The sequence below is a fragment of the Terriglobia bacterium genome (assembly GCA_020072645.1).
GTDB lineage: Bacteria > Acidobacteriota > Terriglobia > Terriglobales > Acidobacteriaceae > Angelobacter.
Genome location: JAIQGK010000013.1, coordinates 1 through 16142, shown reverse-complemented (window position 1 = coordinate 16142; position 16142 = coordinate 1). Strand labels below are relative to the sequence as shown.

General features: G+C 55.3%; 12 protein-coding genes. 6 read left to right on the top strand and 6 right to left on the bottom strand.

All coding sequences use genetic code 11. From position 1 onward, the window contains the following. Nucleotides 1–4: 4 nt before the first annotated feature. Both fabG and LAO76_19805 read right to left on the bottom strand, forming a co-directional pair. On the bottom strand, nucleotides 5–751 hold the full coding sequence (gene fabG, locus LAO76_19810; protein ID MBZ5493169.1) for a 3-oxoacyl-[acyl-carrier-protein] reductase: 747 nt from the start codon (nucleotides 749–751) through the stop codon (nucleotides 5–7). 493 nt (nucleotides 752–1244) lie between these two features. Next, a complete protein-coding gene (locus LAO76_19805) occupies nucleotides 1245–2438 on the bottom strand; it encodes a cation:proton antiporter (protein MBZ5493168.1) in 1194 nt (397 codons plus the stop codon). A 253-nt stretch (nucleotides 2439–2691) separates the two neighbouring features. On the opposite strand from LAO76_19805, the gene LAO76_19800 reads away from it, so the two are divergent. The 3 genes from LAO76_19800 (at nucleotide 2692) to LAO76_19790 (ending at nucleotide 5390) form a co-directional block, all read left to right on the top strand. After that, on the top strand, nucleotides 2692–3087 hold the full coding sequence (locus tag LAO76_19800) for a hypothetical protein (GenBank protein MBZ5493167.1): 396 nt from the start codon (nucleotides 2692–2694) through the stop codon (nucleotides 3085–3087). Nucleotides 3088–3200: 113 nt separating this feature from the next. Beyond that, complete coding sequence (locus LAO76_19795) at nucleotides 3201–3896, top strand: DUF5752 family protein (protein ID MBZ5493166.1); 696 nt, start codon at nucleotides 3201–3203, stop codon at nucleotides 3894–3896. A gap of 366 nt (nucleotides 3897–4262) precedes the next feature. Next, entirely contained in the window at nucleotides 4263–5390 is a 1128-nt protein-coding gene (locus LAO76_19790; GenBank protein ID MBZ5493165.1) for a glycosyltransferase, read from the top strand. Nucleotides 5391–5409: 19 nt separating this feature from the next. Here LAO76_19790 and LAO76_19785 read toward each other — a convergent pair whose 3' ends face one another. Next, the gene (locus LAO76_19785; protein ID MBZ5493164.1) at nucleotides 5410–6150 is read right to left on the bottom strand and encodes a DUF2071 domain-containing protein; all 741 of its coding nucleotides are present in this window, start codon (nucleotides 6148–6150) and stop codon (nucleotides 5410–5412) included. Between the two features lie 264 nt (nucleotides 6151–6414). On the opposite strand from LAO76_19785, the gene LAO76_19780 reads away from it, so the two are divergent. The 3 genes from LAO76_19780 (at nucleotide 6415) to LAO76_19770 (ending at nucleotide 11600) form a co-directional block, all read left to right on the top strand. Continuing rightward, nucleotides 6415–6951, top strand: coding sequence for a DUF488 domain-containing protein (locus tag LAO76_19780; protein ID MBZ5493163.1), 537 nt, complete (start codon nucleotides 6415–6417; stop codon nucleotides 6949–6951). A 209-nt stretch (nucleotides 6952–7160) separates the two neighbouring features. After that, nucleotides 7161–8885: a hypothetical protein gene (locus tag LAO76_19775; protein ID MBZ5493162.1), complete on the top strand. Its 1725-nt coding sequence runs from the start codon at nucleotides 7161–7163 to the stop codon at nucleotides 8883–8885. A 222-nt stretch (nucleotides 8886–9107) separates the two neighbouring features. Further along, nucleotides 9108–11600 carry a VWA domain-containing protein gene (locus tag LAO76_19770; GenBank protein MBZ5493161.1) on the top strand — a complete coding sequence of 831 codons (2493 nt, stop codon included), beginning with the start codon at nucleotides 9108–9110 and terminating at the stop codon, nucleotides 11598–11600. A gap of 69 nt (nucleotides 11601–11669) precedes the next feature. Here LAO76_19770 and LAO76_19765 read toward each other — a convergent pair whose 3' ends face one another. From LAO76_19765 to LAO76_19755, 3 genes are read right to left on the bottom strand one after another with little or no spacing between them, the layout of a single operon-like run. Further along, a complete protein-coding gene (locus tag LAO76_19765; GenBank protein MBZ5493160.1) occupies nucleotides 11670–12377 on the bottom strand; it encodes a hypothetical protein in 708 nt (235 codons plus the stop codon). Between the two features lie 59 nt (nucleotides 12378–12436). After that, nucleotides 12437–13519: an HD domain-containing protein gene (locus LAO76_19760; GenBank protein ID MBZ5493159.1), complete on the bottom strand. Its 1083-nt coding sequence runs from the start codon at nucleotides 13517–13519 to the stop codon at nucleotides 12437–12439. A gap of 48 nt (nucleotides 13520–13567) precedes the next feature. Next, complete coding sequence (locus LAO76_19755) at nucleotides 13568–15607, bottom strand: GAF domain-containing protein (protein MBZ5493158.1); 2040 nt, start codon at nucleotides 15605–15607, stop codon at nucleotides 13568–13570. Nucleotides 15608–16142 lie beyond the last annotated feature (535 nt).

The following is a 16142-nucleotide window of genomic DNA, read 5'->3' as shown; positions in this document are numbered from 1 at the left end:
CCCACTAGCCCATCAGCATTCCGCCATTCACCTTGAGCACATGGCCGGTGATATAGCTTGCTTCTTCTGAGGCCAGGAAGCGGACGGCGTGTGCAACTTCCATGTCAGTCCCGGCGCGGCCCAGCGGGATCGCTTCATTCACTTTGGATTTCAATTCCGCTGAGAGTGCTTCCGTCATGGCGGTTTCAATGTATCCGGGCGCAACGGCATTCACCGTGATATTGCGTGAAGCAACTTCGCGAGCGATGGCCATGGTAAAACCGATGAGCCCGGCTTTTGAAGCCGCATAATTTGCCTGGCCCGCCTGGCCGGTCTGCCCAAAGACGCTGCTGATGTTAATGATGCGTCCCCAGCGCGGCTTCAACATGGAACCAATCACCGCTTGCGTCGTATAAAAAGCTCCACTCAGGTTCGTCTGGATAACGGAATCCCAGTCTTCTTTTTTCATCCGCATCAATAGCGTGTCTTTGGTCACGCCGGCATTGTTGACTAGAATCTCAATCTTTCCAAACCGTTCGATCGCGGCTTTCACCGCGCTCTTGACCTCAGCTTCATTGCTCACGTCCATGCGAAACGTTGCCGCCTGGCCGCCTTTGTCAGCGATTTCCTTGGCCACCGCGGCCAGCTTCTCTTCATTGCGTGCAGCCAGCGCGATCAAAGCGCCGCCTTCAGCCAGCGCCAGCGCGCAGGCGCGGCCAATCCCCTGTGAAGCTCCCGTTACCAGCGCCACGCGCCCTGTTACTCCCGGCATCTTTAGATCGTCTCCGTTTGGCAAAAGTTAACTGCAAATTATATGCGACTGCCCCTGTTTTCCTGAGCGAGGTCTGGGGGAGCTTGCGACCGGAGACGAGTCGAAGGACCGCGAGGATATATCGCCCCTCTCATGCTGCATCAGGGAATTCTCACCGCAATCCAATTCCTCAAAACATCCCCACCTTCCAAGCCCGAGCCTTTGCAATGTAGCATTCGCAGATTGCTAAAGAACTGGCTATTCCAGTGGAATCAGAGTGCCGACTATCGCCTGTATCGTGTGACCGTCATCACATCATTGTTGCTGGATGCGGCCTATATTAGGTCATCGTTGACTGGAAAGGCGCTATTCAAGCAGGTCCCAGAACGTAATGGGATCACCGGATTGCGCCCTGCGCACCAAGTTGACCCCATGACCCTTTTGCGGAGGTCATTGGCAACTTTAGAAAGCTGGCCACTGGGCCCCAAACCCTCTGGTCAGCTTTTTTTGCGTTTCACATGGCCGTGCTTCGCCGCTCTGCGCGGGCGGGCTCCAATACCACTTCATCACGAAAGGCCAGCTTCATAATCGGCGGCGCTACCAGCGTGGTGATACCGGTCATGAAGATGACCAGCGCATACGCCGATTCGGAAACTATATTCATCTGCAAGCCCACCAAAGCGACGATCAACCCAACTTCACCGCGAGGCACCATGCCGATTCCGACCTTGAAGGCGGTCCGCCAACCGGAGTGCAATACCGGCAGGCCGCAGCCCACCAGTTTGGAAACGATTGCCAGCAGTGAGATCACAATGGCTGAGACTATCAGCTTGCCATCGAATACTGACATATTCATCCTGGCGCCCATGCTGAAAAAGAAAAAAGGCGCCAGAAATTCATTGATGGAAAAAACACGCGCACGCAGGTTCCATCGCGGTGAGTATTCGGCAAACGCCAGTCCCGCAAAAAATGCGCCGATGATCGCAGCCATACCGATCTTTACCGCGGCATAAGAGAGTCCCAGGCAGATGGCCAGCGCAATGATCAGGGGCGCGTCCTGCGTGGACATGCGTTCCATGCCGGGCTCCATGCGCTTGACCACGCGCGGCGCATAAAACATCATGATCAGCGCAAAGCCAATGGCTTCAATCGCGGTGATGAGAAGCTGCGCCCATTCCAGCCCCGTGGAAGAAACCAGTCCAACCACAACGGCCAGCACAATCATTCCCAGCACGTCGTCAAACACGGCAGCGCCCAGGATGATGCGGGCGGAAATCGTTTGCAGCAGATTCATGTCGCCCAGCACACGTGCCGTTATGCCGACGCTGGTAGCCACCATCGCGGCAGCCACAAACACGGCCTCATGCGGGGGATGATGGCGCAACAGCATGTACGAGACGCCAAAAACAAACGGAACTGCAATGCCGGCCAGCGCGACGTACAGGGAAGTGCCGCCCACGCTGATCAGGTCTTTGGGCTGCGTTTCCAGGCCAACGGTAAATAAAAGAAAGATTGCGCCAATTCCAGCAATGGCGTAGATCGCGTCTGTTGGGACTACCAGCCGCGCGCCATACGGCCCCAGGAGAACACCGGCAAGGATCTCACCCAGCACGGCGGGAAGGTGCATCCGCTCAAAGGCTTCACCAAAGAGCTTGGCCCACACGAAGATAAAGAACAGCTGAAAAAGAAATGGGTCAGCAGTATGCATTGAACTGAATTTTGTGCAGGGCCCAGCGAAACCTTAAATCTATACGATGCGGGTTTGCGAGCCAAATCCAGAGTAGCTGCTGGATTTCAAAACCCATATCACTCTGTTTTTCCGGCCCGAGCTGTGGCTAATTGCCACGCTTATGTGCTTTTTCGACGCGCCTTGCTGAAGCAGCTCTCGAATTCTGGCAACCAGCTCTCGATTTTTCCCACAGCAACCCTGTCTTTTGTCATCCTATTTCCAGGGAAAAAACATGCAGCTCACGCATCACATCAGCAAGACCGCCATGAAAACAGCCGCTGGAAAGCTGTGGACTCTTCCGCTGATGGATGCCGCCATCGGGGGACTGGTTTGCGCTTTGGCCGCCCTGGCTTTAAGCTCGGCAGCCGATGGCCATACATGGAAGAATTTGGCGCCGCTGATTTTCACTGTCGTTCTGCTGATTATTGCCGGGCTCTTTGGATCGCGGGCGGGCATTATCGGCACGGTGTTGGCCGCCATGATATTTGCCAGTCTGCTTTTCAACCCTATGGGGAACATCCAGGTAGCCGATGAAACCGCCCGCGGCAATCTGGGCTGGATGATGTTGATTGGAATTGGCTTCTCCTTTTTATTCGCGCCGCCGAGTTCCGGAATCCGCCGCCACTAAGATTCCCATTCTTGAAAAGCGAAGCAAGAACGCAACAGCGTTTGCAGCCATGGCATCCTAACACTCTCAGTTCCAAAATTCGGGCATCCGCCCGACGGCAAGAGGAGTTCCCTATGGCTACCGCACCTCAGTTGCCCACAACTCGTCCGCGCTGGGCGCGCTCGCCTTTTTACTTCAATTCGGCGTCCCACCTGCTTCGCATTGGACGGGAAAAAGCAACCACGCTCATGGAGTTGCTGGAAGCCATACGCACATGTCCGGAGTCGTCTATTTTCCAGCATACGTTTCAGACGTTGGCGGAGCACCATTTTATTAGCTCCGGATTTTCCAATGACTTTTCCCACTGGGCTTTTGCTTCGTGCAATGAAGTTGAACTGGCGGAGCGGCTGGCCGCGATTGATGTCCGGGAATTTACCTCGATTGCCACGCTGCGTGAGCGCCTGGTCCACATCATGGAAAGTTATCTGCAGAAAAATCTGCGCGCCGCGGGCCGCGTCGCCATGGAGCCGTTTTATCTCATGGCCTCAGACCTGGTCGTGGTGCCTACTCCGTATGTCGCGCGCAATCTTGAAGAGTTTGCTGACGGTTTGCGCAGAGTCAGCATTCACGCCATTTACTACCACTTTATCGATGCGCGGCTGCGTCTCAAGCTGAACAGCAATGATTTTTCGGTCTGGCTGGACAAAGAACTAGATCTGCCCCAGGCCGCGGACAAGGTCAACCGCATTGATATTTACACATCCACCCTGGAAGACGTGCGGCGGGGCATTCTGAAAGTTATTGAGAGTGACGTCGCTGATCGTCTTTAGCTTGTAGTGCGCTTGCGCATGGTTTGGAGTCTTTGAATGAAGGACAAGAATCCGGGGAAGACGCTAGTGATCGATGAGGACGGCAGGGGCGGCGAATCCAGGCCTCAACAACATGCCTCGACCGAAGTCGCGCAAAACTCGGTAAAGGAAACTACACTTGCGCCACCGCCCGGAGTAGAACGCCGTTTCCGGCAGACGGATTTGCCCGCGCATTTTATAGAACGCCGCAAGCATCCGCGCATTAGCACAGAACAGCCTCCGGTTCCCGCGCCTCCTCGGTTTGAAGATTATGCGCCCATCATCGGCAAGCCGGAGCTGGATGAGATTCGTTTTCTGGCGCGCCATCTGCGCGGCAAGACCGTCAAGATGGTCAACTCCACCGCGCTGGGCGGTGGCGTGGCGGAAATCCTGAATCGTCTGATTCCCCTGATGAACGAGCTTGAAGTCCTCACGCGTTGGGACGTGATCACCGGTGGTAATGATTTTTTTGAAGTGACAAAGGGTTTCCACAACGCGCTTCATGGCGGCGACTACAACCTGACACGGCAGATTCAAGACATCTTCATGGCCTATAGCGAGCAGAACCGCAAGCGCATGGAGTTTGCCGAGGACCTGGTCGTTATTCACGATCCACAGCCGGTGGGACTGGTTCGCTCGAAATCGCAGATGCAAGGTAAATGGATTTGGCGCTGCCACATCGACCTTTCCAATCCGCATCCGGGAGTTTGGGATTTCATGAAGCCGATGGTCGAGCAGTACGATGCCACCATCTTTTCAGCGGCGGCCTTTACACGGCAACTGGCCACCCCGCAGTATCTTTTTTATCCTTCCATCGATCCGCTCTCAGAGAAGAACAAAGAACTTCCTGAAGAGTACATCAACAAGGTTTGTGACGACTTTGGCATTGATCGCTCGCGCCCGGTGATCACGCAGATCTCCCGCTTTGACCGGTTGAAAGATCCGGTGGGCGTGGTGGAAGCCTACAAGCTGGTAAAAAAATACGTGGACTGCCAATTGGTGCTGGCCGGAGGCGGCGCAACGGACGATCCTGAGGGCGCTGTGGTGCTGCAGGAAGTAATGGAAGCGGCGGGCGACGATCCTGACATCATCGTACTGAATTTACCGCCGTGGTCGGCCCTGGAAGTTAACGCGCTGCAGCGCGCTTCCACGGTGATTGTGCAGAAGTCATTGAAAGAAGGCTTTGGCCTCACCGTGACGGAAGGGCTTTGGAAAGAAAAGCCCGTGGTTGCAGGAGCTGTGGGCGGTATTACCTCACAGATTGTCCACAAACTTACGGGAGTGCTGGTGCATTCCGTGGAAGGTTGCGCATACCAGATCCGCTACCTGCTCACGCATCCGGAATTTGCCGCCCAGCTGGGAAAAAACGGCAAGGCCCACGCCAAGGAAAATTTCTTGATCACCGTGAGCCTCAAGCGCTGGCTGGTGTTGTTTCAGATTTTGCTCGGCATGGCCAGGCCCAATGCCGTGCTCTAAAAACGGATGTAAAGCAGCTCTAGCTTACCTTTTCCGGCCACCATACCAGCACTTCCAGGTTTCGGGAAAAATGCAGCAGCGGCTTGGTATCAGGCAACACAATGCCAGAGGCTTGCGCCATGGTATTCCTGTCAAACTCCGCTTCGGCATCCTGCAACTGCCATGGCAGGTGATGGATGTACGCGCGAAGAACGTGGCCTTTATCGACGGTGTAAAGGCAATAGCGTTCCGTGAAAAAAGCTTCGAGAGAATCTTTGTCACGGATGCGTGGCGGCGAAGTTGGCCGATAGCGAGCCAGAAAGTCCGCCGGCCGCGGTTCTTGCAGGCGGCTGCTGGTGTATTCAAACGATTCGCCCGACGAACGGACCAGCATGGCGGCATGAAAGTAGGGAAGCTTGTACGTGGCGCGCGCGCCCACTACCGCAGGAAGGCTGGCTGCATCGAGGCTGAAGAAATAAACGCCCGGCACGCCTTTATAACGGACATAGGTCCGCACGTTCAGTTCACAGAATTTTGAGAGGAAGGGTAGAGGCGGAGCCAGCCGCGCGCGGATGCTGCTCATCCAGAACGGCGCAACCGCAACCCACGCGCTGCCATCGCGCAGATCTAGTTCCAGTTCTTGTGGAACCAACGGCCGAATCTTTTCCGGTGCGAGCGGCCAATGGGCAAAAAGCAGGTCATGCCACTTCTGCTTCATGAACCATGGCCCGCTGGGCATGGCGATAGGACGGTGCGCGGTCTCAAGAAGAAGGGGATGCATTTGGTTCAACAATTGTAAATAATTCTCTGAGACCTTCGGGATCGATCTTGACGAGGAGATCAGAAACATGTGGCGCAGACACTCTTGTCTGCGGCCGGATCCCTCATGATGAACCAGAGCACAGGCAGGAGTGCCTGTGCCACAAAAGTCAGATGGAGTTCAGCGCTAAAGCAGGTATAGCTGCCATTTTGCTTTTGCCGATTATTTCTCCGTGCCTCAGTGTCTCAGTGGTAGGTTTTTTCGTCCGTCAAATAAAATCAACAGGTGGCCACCATCTTTACCATTGGGCATTCCACGCGCGACCTGGCTGATTTCTCTTCCGTCCTGCAGGCGCACGATATCCGAGTGCTGGAAGATATTCGCGCCTTTCCTATGTCGCGACGCCATCCGCATTTCAATCGTGAGCACCTGGAGCTGTGGCTGCCGGAAATCGGCTGCGAATACGTCTGGGAGAAAGACCTGGGCGGACGGCGCGGCAAGCAGATGCCGCCGGACGAATCGCCCAACATTGCACTGCGCAATCCATCGTTCCGCAATTACGCCGATTACATGCTGTCAGACAAATTTGCGCAGGCCATTCAGCGTCTGGTTGAGCGCGCCGGGAAAGCGAATACCGCCATTATGTGCGCGGAGCAGCTTTATTTCCGCTGCCATCGCATGCTGGTCTCAGACTATCTCGTTGCTCACGGTCACACGGTATTGCACATCATGGATCTAAAGCCTCCCAAAGAGCACACTCTGACCAAAGAGGCGCGCGTCATCGATGGACAGCTCGTGTATCGCGGCGACTACCTGCTCTGATCAGGAGATCTGGAGATCGAGACATAGGGTCATCCAAAAAACAAAAATCCAACACCTTTGAAACACGGAGGAAAGGAGGAAGCAGAGGATAAAACCGCCCTGGCTTGGTTTTCTCCGCGTCTCCGTGCCTCCGTGGTGAGATTTGTTTTTTCGATGGCCCGATTTCCTTTGCGTCCTTCGCGTCCTTTGCGGTAAAAGGGTTTTGCTAAATGCTGAACAAAACCGCAGTCCGGCTGATCAACCAGCTGGAACAGGCACGAACGCAGATCGGCATGATCAAAGAGCGGGAGCTTGTCCGCCTGCTCAGCGCCGCTGGCCGCATCACGTTTGGCAAAGACGCGCAATCTCTGATTGGATTTCATGACCTGCTTTTGTTCTTCCGCGCTTTTCCGCCCGGGCCGAGCGTTCTGCGACTGGCGGAGAAACTGCTGAAAACTTTTGAACCCAAGGTCAAAGCCGTGCTGGCTGCTGGCGCTGACGTGGACGACTTTGCGCCGGAAGAAGTCGTGGGAATTGCGGGAACCGTGGTCGAGGCGACGTTTAGTTATCCCATGGTTTGCTGGCTGGTTGAGCGCCATGCTAAATCCATCTCCATCCAGTGGGAAGACTATGAGCGAGAGACGCAGCGTGCGGTGATCTGGCCGCGTTTCTTTCCCTTGATGGAAGAAGATTCGCTCACAGAAGCCAACGTGCCTTATCTTGACTGGCTCAAGGCCGCGCGCGGTCGGCCCGATGAGTTGCCGTGGCTGGTAAGGCAATTCCAGCGGCTGCCCGGCTTTACCAAAGAAACGGCGGAAAAAGAAAAGGCCGCGCTCTATGACTCGCTGGAAATCATGGTGCGCTGGGACATGAGCGGCTCGCGTGCTTCACGCACGCTGTCACGCAAGCCGGTCAGGAATTTCTACTTTCATCGTGAGCCGCTGATCCAGCGACGCGAGGTTTCGTTTGCAGAAGAGCTTGCCAAGCCACGGTTGCCCATCAAGGTACTGCCGTCGCGGGAAGCGGAGAAGACTCTTGATCTCGTTAAAGAAGCAACGAGCGTTCGCTATCGCGAGCTGTACGGAACCGCCAACGCTGATCCGGCATGGGTGGTGCAAGCCAATCCCGGGCGCGGCGTGGAAATTTATTTCTGGGGATTGTCTCCAGGGAAGCGCCTGCCCCTGCGCGCCTATCTTGCCGGATTCACTGTAAAAAATGGCGTGCCCATCAATTACGTGGAATGTATTTCACTCTTTGACTGGACGGAAATTGGCTTCAATACTTTTCCCGCGTATCGCGATGGCGAGACAGCATGGATCTATGCGCAGCACTTGCGGCTCCTGCGGCAGCTCCACGGAACGAACGCCATCTCGGTTTATCCGTATCAGATTGGCGACGGCAATGAAGAAGCGATTGCCTCAGGCGCGTTCTGGTTTTACCGTAAGATGGGTTTCCGGTCGATGGATTCGGCGCTGGAGAAGCTGGCCCAGGCCGAAGAGAAGAAGGTACAAGCCAACGCCAAATATCGAACCGCGGCGGCGACACTTCGACGGCTGAGCAAGGCTAATGTCGTGTACGAACTGCCCGAAGCACAACGCGGCGCGTGGGACAGGTTCTCCACGCGCAACATCGGACTTGCAGTGCAGAGACGTATGGCGCGGGATTTTGATGGCGATGCTCAAGCGATGCAGAAGGCTGCTGTCGCGAGACTGGCACGTGCTATCAATGTGGACACACAGAAGCTAAAGGCTCAAGCGCGGATCGCGTTTGCTGATTTTGCCACAGTGCTCAGACTTGTTCCTGACCTCGACCGCTGGTCATCGGACGATAAAGATGGTTTGCGGCAGATTATTTCCGCCAAGGCTGGCCGGACAGAGCAGCGTTATCAACAACTGCTGATAAGTCATGAGCGTCTGCGCGGAGCCATCTTGAGAATCGGATCAGAAGCTCGTTAGCCGGCCGGAGCACACACTGTGGCAAAGAAAATGATGTCGTGGCTGCCAGCCAATGGCACGCGGCAAGCGGCGCTTCCGTCCTTATATCCACGATGGCAAATCCGATAGGTTTGACACCGACATTACCTTCAAAGTTCCATAGGATCCGGGCTCGTTTCCAGCACTAAAATCCTGCAAGAACTCTGGATCCTCGCGTTCTCCTGCAAGAATGCAGGAGTAAATATGAAAGCCCGTTTAACGACGGCCGCCATCGCGGCCATGTGTTTGCTCTATGTCCTCATCATTGTGAATCCGCAGAACGCTTCTGCGGGCCAGCCTCAGGGAAACAGCCAGCTACAAATCATCGGCAAAGACGGCAAAGTCACAGGCTTTGTTCCGCTCAAACACACCGGCATCAAGACGGAAATCAGCGGCTTTGTCGCGCGGATTGAGGTCACTCAGGAGTTTGAAAACGTTTTACCGGACGCGGTGGAAGCGGTTTATGTTTTTCCGCTGCCGCAAGAAAGCGCCGTAGACGGCATGACCATGACAGTGGGCGAACGCGAAATTCGCGCCGTGATCAAGGAACGCGACGAGGCGCGCAAAATCTATGAGCAGGCTCGCAACACTGGCCATACTGCCGCTCTGCTCGACCAGGAGCGTCCTAATATTTTCACGCAGTCGGTCACAAACATCCCGCCCAATGGCACCGTGCAGATCAAGCTATCCGTGCTTGAATTGCTCAAGTATGAAGCGGGCACGTATGAGTTTGCGTTTCCGCTGGTCGTGGGGCCGCGCTATATTCCCGGCAATCCCACGTCCGCGGGCGACCACGGCACCATGCCGAACAGTGATCAGGTTCCCGATGCTTCGCGTATCAGCCCGCCAGTGGCTGGCATCCACACAGATGATGCGACAGCGGGGCAGGATGTATCGATGGAGGTCAATTTAGCGGCGGGCGTTCCGGTAGGCGATATCGAGTCAACATCACACAAAATATTTGCTGACCGGACCGGCGCTGATTCCTACCATGTGACGCTCGCGGACCAGGCTGTGCCGCCAAACAAAGATTTCATCCTCAAGTACAAAGTTGCAGGCGCGGGCATTAGTGATGCCATCCTGACGCATGCCGACAAGAACGGAGGATATTTCACGCTGATTTTGCAGCCGCCTGACCGGCCGCAGGAAAAAGCCCTGGTGCCGCGGCAACTGATCTTTGTGGTGGATACCTCCGGCTCCATGTGGGGATTTCCGCTGGAGATGGCAAAGAAGACTGTACAGCGCGCGCTCGACAATCTGCGCAAAGATGAAACCTTTAACCTGATTACTTTTTCCGGTGATACCAGGATCCTTTTTCCTGAGCCGGTACCGGCAACGCCGGAGAATGTAGCCAAAGCAAAGGAAGTCATGGCCGGGGCCTACGGCAGCGGCGGGACCGAGATGATGAAGGCCATCCGCACGGCACTGGGCGACGATGCTGGCGCAGACAAGCCGATGGAAGCGGATCCCATTCGCGTGGTCTGCTTCATGACTGACGGTTACGTCGGCAATGATGCTGACATCATTGCGGAAATCAAGAAGCATTCTGACGCGCGTGTGTTCTCTTTCGGCATCGGTACGTCGGTGAATCGCTTCCTGCTGACCAAGATGGCGGAAGAAGGCCATGGCGACGTGGAGTTTGTTACCGCGCCGGGCGAAGCGCAAGCCGCCGCGGACCGCTTCTATGAGCGCGTGCATTCGCCCGTGCTGACAAACATTGCCATCGACTGGCATGGACTGCCGGTGACCGATGTCTACCCCAAGGACGTGCGCGATCTTTTTTCCGCCAAGCCGATCATCATCACCGGCAGGTATAGCGGAAGTCCGGCGGGCAAGATCACCATTAAGGGATATCAGGGAACCGGCGATTACAGCCGCACCATTCCTGTCGATTTCTCTTCTGCCGACGCGAGCAATGCGGCGCTGGAAAAAATCTGGGCGCGGCATAAAGTGGAAGACCTGATGTCACAGGACTGGAATGGCATACAGTCCGGCAATTCCAAGTACAAGGCAGACATTGTCAAGGTCGGGCTGGAACACAGCTTGGCAACGCAGTTTACGTCGTTCGTCGCCGTGGAAGAACGGACGGTGGTGTCAGACGGCAAGCCGGTGAAGGTTGAGGTCCCGGTTGAATTACCGGAAGGCGTGTCACGACTGGCGGTGCCGGGCGGAAGTTTGCAGGCAGAATACGCTGCCAAGGCAGCTCCAGGCTTTGGGGGCGGAGTTAGCGGAGGCGCATACACCTATCGCACCAGGCAGCCCGCTTATGCTCCGCCACCACCTCCATCGCCAGGTTCGTCGGGTCTTAGCGTCAATGAAACGGTTGAAGTCACAGCCAATGCGCCGCTCGTTGAAATGTCACAGTCAGACGTGGCAACAATAAAAAAGCCCGCGAGAGACGCCGCGCACAGACAAGCGGAAGCAAAAATGAGTCCTGAAGTGCTGACGATCTATCATTGCTCGGTTGCAAGAGGCCTCAGCGCCGCAGCCAGCAAGTGCAAAGCGGTTTCTTCTCCGCTCAAGGTGACGGTAGAGGTCACAGAGATCAAAGGAGATTTGGAAAAGAAGCTGGCGAGCGCAGGATTAAAAATCGTCAGCGGATCTGGTTCCCAAAAGCTAACCGGCATGATTGAGCCAGCAAAGCTAGGGCAACTGGCACAGATTGCGGAGGTGAAATCGATATCACTCAGCCAATAAAGCGATAATTCGCAAAAAGCAAGGGGATACCATGCGGCATCCCCCTTGTGTTTTTTGAAGAAATGCGAGTTACTCACGGACTTCTATGGCTTGCTTAAGCTTAAAGGTCAAGGGCTGTTCCGCGGGAAGGACTATCTCCTTGTTGCCGGTGAAAGCCGCACCGGCTGTTCCAGCACCGCCGCCAGCCAATGCGCCGATGGCCGCGCCTTTACCACCACCGGCCAATGCGCCGATCAGCGCACCTGCGCCAGCGCCACCGCCGATGAATCCAGCCGACCGCTTGCCCTTGCCTTTGACTGAACGGGCCACCATGCCGGTATCGACGGAAGTTTCTCTGCCGTTGATGGTTACGGAGCTAAGCCGAACTTCCAGCAGCGCTCCACCCTTGAAGTGGCCCATGCTTTTAGCATCGACCACGGTACCGCGCGCGGTCGCGCCTTTTTCAATCACGGTTTTTCCGTCCACTGCCACCGGCTCGGCGACGGTTGCGGAGAAGCTTTGTCCGGCGCTGCTGTCCTTGGAACTGAGCGTTTCGCCCAGGCGCACGGTGATCACCGTACCGACGGGGATGGTGACGATCTGCGGAACCGGTTTGCTTGCGGCGGACTTGCCTGCCGCCGATTTGCTTCCCGCGGCAGCTCCATTCGCAGTCGCGTTATCGCCGGCAGCGTTGGGATTCTCGGTTGAGGATGCCGGAGTGGACGGCTTGCTGGCACAGCCGATGACAAAACACAGCGCGAGTAGCGCCACAACATACAATATGCGCGTAGCTTTCAAAGTACCCCCTTTGATCGACACTTGCGTGTGTCTGGTGAATTATAGCCGCTGAATGAGAGCTATTTTTCTTTCGCAGCGGCAGCTTTTGAGCTCTCTAGTACATTGTCCGAGTGAACGGTCTCAGGCTGCGCCGCATCAGGATGTAAAACTGCTGGAGCAGCGCCGTTCCCGGTCTGTATTTTCTCCAGAAAATTCTTTGAGTTGAGCAGCGGACGAGCCAGGCTGGCGTTATAGGTCGTCCATTCGGCCCCCGGTTCGCGCTGGAAATGTGCGCGCATGCTTTCCATCTTGGAATCCAGATCGTCGAGATAATGCAGCATGAGCGCTTCAGGAAACATAGGCATCTTGGGGCTGCCGAATTCATACTTCCCGTGATGGCTGATGATCAGGTGCTCAATCAGTGTTTTGTATTCCGGCGGGAACCCCGGCACCTGGGCGATCTTCTGCTGCAGCATTTCGAGTTCAATGATCATGTGTCCCAGAAGCTGCCCGCGCGTGGTGTATGTAAATGAACGGGCAAAAGTCAGCTCGTGTATCTTGCCGATGTCATGCAGAAATGCGCCGGTCAGGAGCAGGTCACGGTTGATCGTTTCAGGGTAATTACGGCAGGCCAGATCGCAGAGCTTAAAGAGCGAGACAACGTGATCGAGCAGTCCGCCGATGAAAGCGTGGTGAAGCGTTTTGGCTGCCGGAGCATTCTTATATGCGTGTTCGATCTCAGGATCGGCGATGAACGCGCGCACCAGCGCCTGCAAATGCGGATCGCGGAAACCATCCACAAAATCCTTCACGGTCTGCCACAGTTCGCCGATGTCCTTGGTGGTGCGGGGCAGGTAGTCAGCAAAATCAACTTCTGATTCCTGCATGGAACGCACTTTGTGCACGGTGAGCTGGAAGCGTCCGTTGAATTTATTAAGCAGACCGCGAACTTTTACGAAATCGTCCTGCTCAAAGCAATTGATATGGTCAGCAACGTTGTCCCACATCTTGGCGTCAAGATGGCCGCTGCGGTCCGCCAGGGTCAACGCCAGATAAAGCTCACCGCTCTTCTTGGGCTTGGCTTGTTTTGAGACCACAAGAAACGAGGTGGTGACCACCTGGTTTTCAAAACGAACGCAATCAGAAATGTAAAACTCTTTCATGGGTACTGGTGAGTTTACTTCAATTTCGTCGCGGAAGGTGAGTGAAACTCAGTAGGCGCGGGGCTCAACTTTCCAGCGGTCAAAGATTTTGGCGGAGACGAAAATTTCAAACAGGCCGGGATCCAGTTCACCGTCATGAACGGAAAGATCCAAAATTTCCAGAGCGCGCTCCACCGACACGGCTTTCTTATAAGGACGGTCAGCAGCCGCAAGCGCGTCAAAAATATCAGAGATTGTCATCATGCGGGTCTGCACGGGAATTTCAGGGGCAGATAGTTTGTATGGATAGCCGGTGCCGTTCAGTTTCTCATGGTGGCCGCGGGCGATCTCCGGGACGTTGCGCAGTTCGCTGGTCCAGGGAATCTGTTGCAAAAAGCTGACGGTGTGGACCACATGCGATTCAATCTGAAGGCGCTCTTCTTCGTCCAGCGAGCCTTTGCGGATGGAAAGCATCTGCACTTCATCCATGGTCAATATGGGCCGCTTGTTGCCGTCCGTGTCCTGATAATGAAGGTTGGCGATGTCCAGCAGCCGCTCGAAATTGCCTTCAGGCAGCACAGTCGGCTCATTGGCCCAGATAATCGCTTCTTCGTATTCATTCAGTTCACGTAGCCGCTCAGCTAGGCGGGCCTCAAAATCTTTTTGTGCCGCCAGGAACTTTTCATTGCCGTGCTTTGCCAGGAAATCCATGCGCGCTTTGAGATTCTCATTTTCCAGCGAACGACGCACGAGTCCAAAGCGCTGTTGGATCACCTCAAGCTGGGCAGGATAGAGTTTTTTGGCTTTTACGAGTACTTCTTCACGAACGCCTACCTTGCCGAAGTCGTGCAGCAGGCTCGCATAGCGCAGTTCACGCATCTGGTCGCGGGTGAAGCGGATGCTGGAATAAGGGCCGCTATCCGCGCGGTCCACTGCTTCCGCCAGAGCGACCGTCAAGTTTGCTACCCGGAAAGAATGGCCGGAAGTTGCGGGGTCTCGCGTTTCAATGGCGGTCACAGCCGCGCGGACGAAGCCCTCAAACAAGCGCTGGATGGAGTCATACAACTGGCTGTTTTCCAGTGCCACGGCGGCTTGCCCGGCCAGCGATTGCACAATTTCCTGCTGGTGCGGCGTGTAAGGAAGCACTTGGTGTTCCACAGCATCGCGCGAATCGAGCCGCGCAGAGAAATCACGCTTGGGATTGATCAACTGGAGCACCGCAATGATCTTATCTTTCTGGTTGCGGATGGGCACAGCCAGAATTGACTTGGTGCGATAACCGGAATCTTCATCGAACTTGCGGTTGATGGAGTATGGAACGTCCTGCGGCAGATGATAAGCGTCTTCAATATTGACGATTTCACCCGTCAGCGCGACATAGCCTGCGATGGATTTTTCATCGATGTTGATCGCGACTTCACGGAATGGCACAGCAACGGTATCGTTCTGCGCCAGCTTGAAGCGCAGCCGCTCATGAGGCGCCTGCGGCGGCACGGGCATTCCTGGCTGCCCCGGGGGATACAGCAGCGATTGGCTCTTGCCGCCTTCTCCGGTGCTTTCCACCAGATAGACTGAGCCGGCATCGCTACTGGTGAATTCGCGCGACTTGGTAAGAATTAGCTCCAGAAGTTTTGCCGGATCGTGCTCCGCGGAAAGCGCCATGCCAATCTGGTTGAGTTCGTGGATTTCCCGGCTGGCCCCCGCGAGCTTCTGATTCACTTCATGGCGCGTGTGAACAAGATGAATATGGTCGAGCGCGTTATCGGCCATGCGTTCCAGCAGCTGTTCAGGAATGCCGTGAGGAAGATAGGCGTAAACCACGCCGTCATTGCGCGGGTCGCGGAAGCGTGAATTGGTGAGCGCCAGGACGCGTGTATTGGGAATGCGCAGTTCGTTGTAGTGCTGCTCCACCAGATCTTCATTGGAAATCAAGACGATTCTTTCGGCTTCAGCGTGCTCTGGTGAAAGCTTGTGGAACGGCAGCCGGCGAAAGCGCTGCACGCCAACAAAATATTTTGCGGCAAGCGCGTCAGACTCAAAATAGGTAATGATCGGCAAAGCCCTGTTGCCGGGCGTTTCGCGTCGCTTTGGAAAAACGGCGGAGCTCATTTGAGTGGCAAGGCCGCGGGAAAAAGGCCCGAAATCAGTGAATTGTGGAGAGATATTACCAAATAGTTACGATTTGGAACAGACGGGGTGGCGCGGTACGCAAGTAATCGTCCTTTTGGGTGTTGATTGCGCTTAATTTTGAGAGGAACACCCTAGCGGTACCAGGATTGCTGCATCCAAAATCACAATCTCTATCCTCATCAATATGCATCCTGAGCCGAGCACGATGCTCTGCTCCCTGTATCATGCTCCGGATGCGAGGCGAAGGATCTGCTCCGCTGCTCTTCAGGACAGCTAATCATCCAAGCAGTCCTGGATAGCCCTATAGCGCAGCGGGGCCGATCCTTCGGCTTCGCGAAAGCGGTGTCTGAAACACTTTGCAGTTCGGCGTGGCTTGCCTTGATTTCATAACAACGACGGCTCCTAACGAGTGCCGAGTAAACTTGAGTTGACGAAAACCAAGACTCGGAACGAAAGGAGCCGCCAATGAAGATTATAGGCTGTGATTTTCATCCGAGTTTCCAGCAAATTGCCA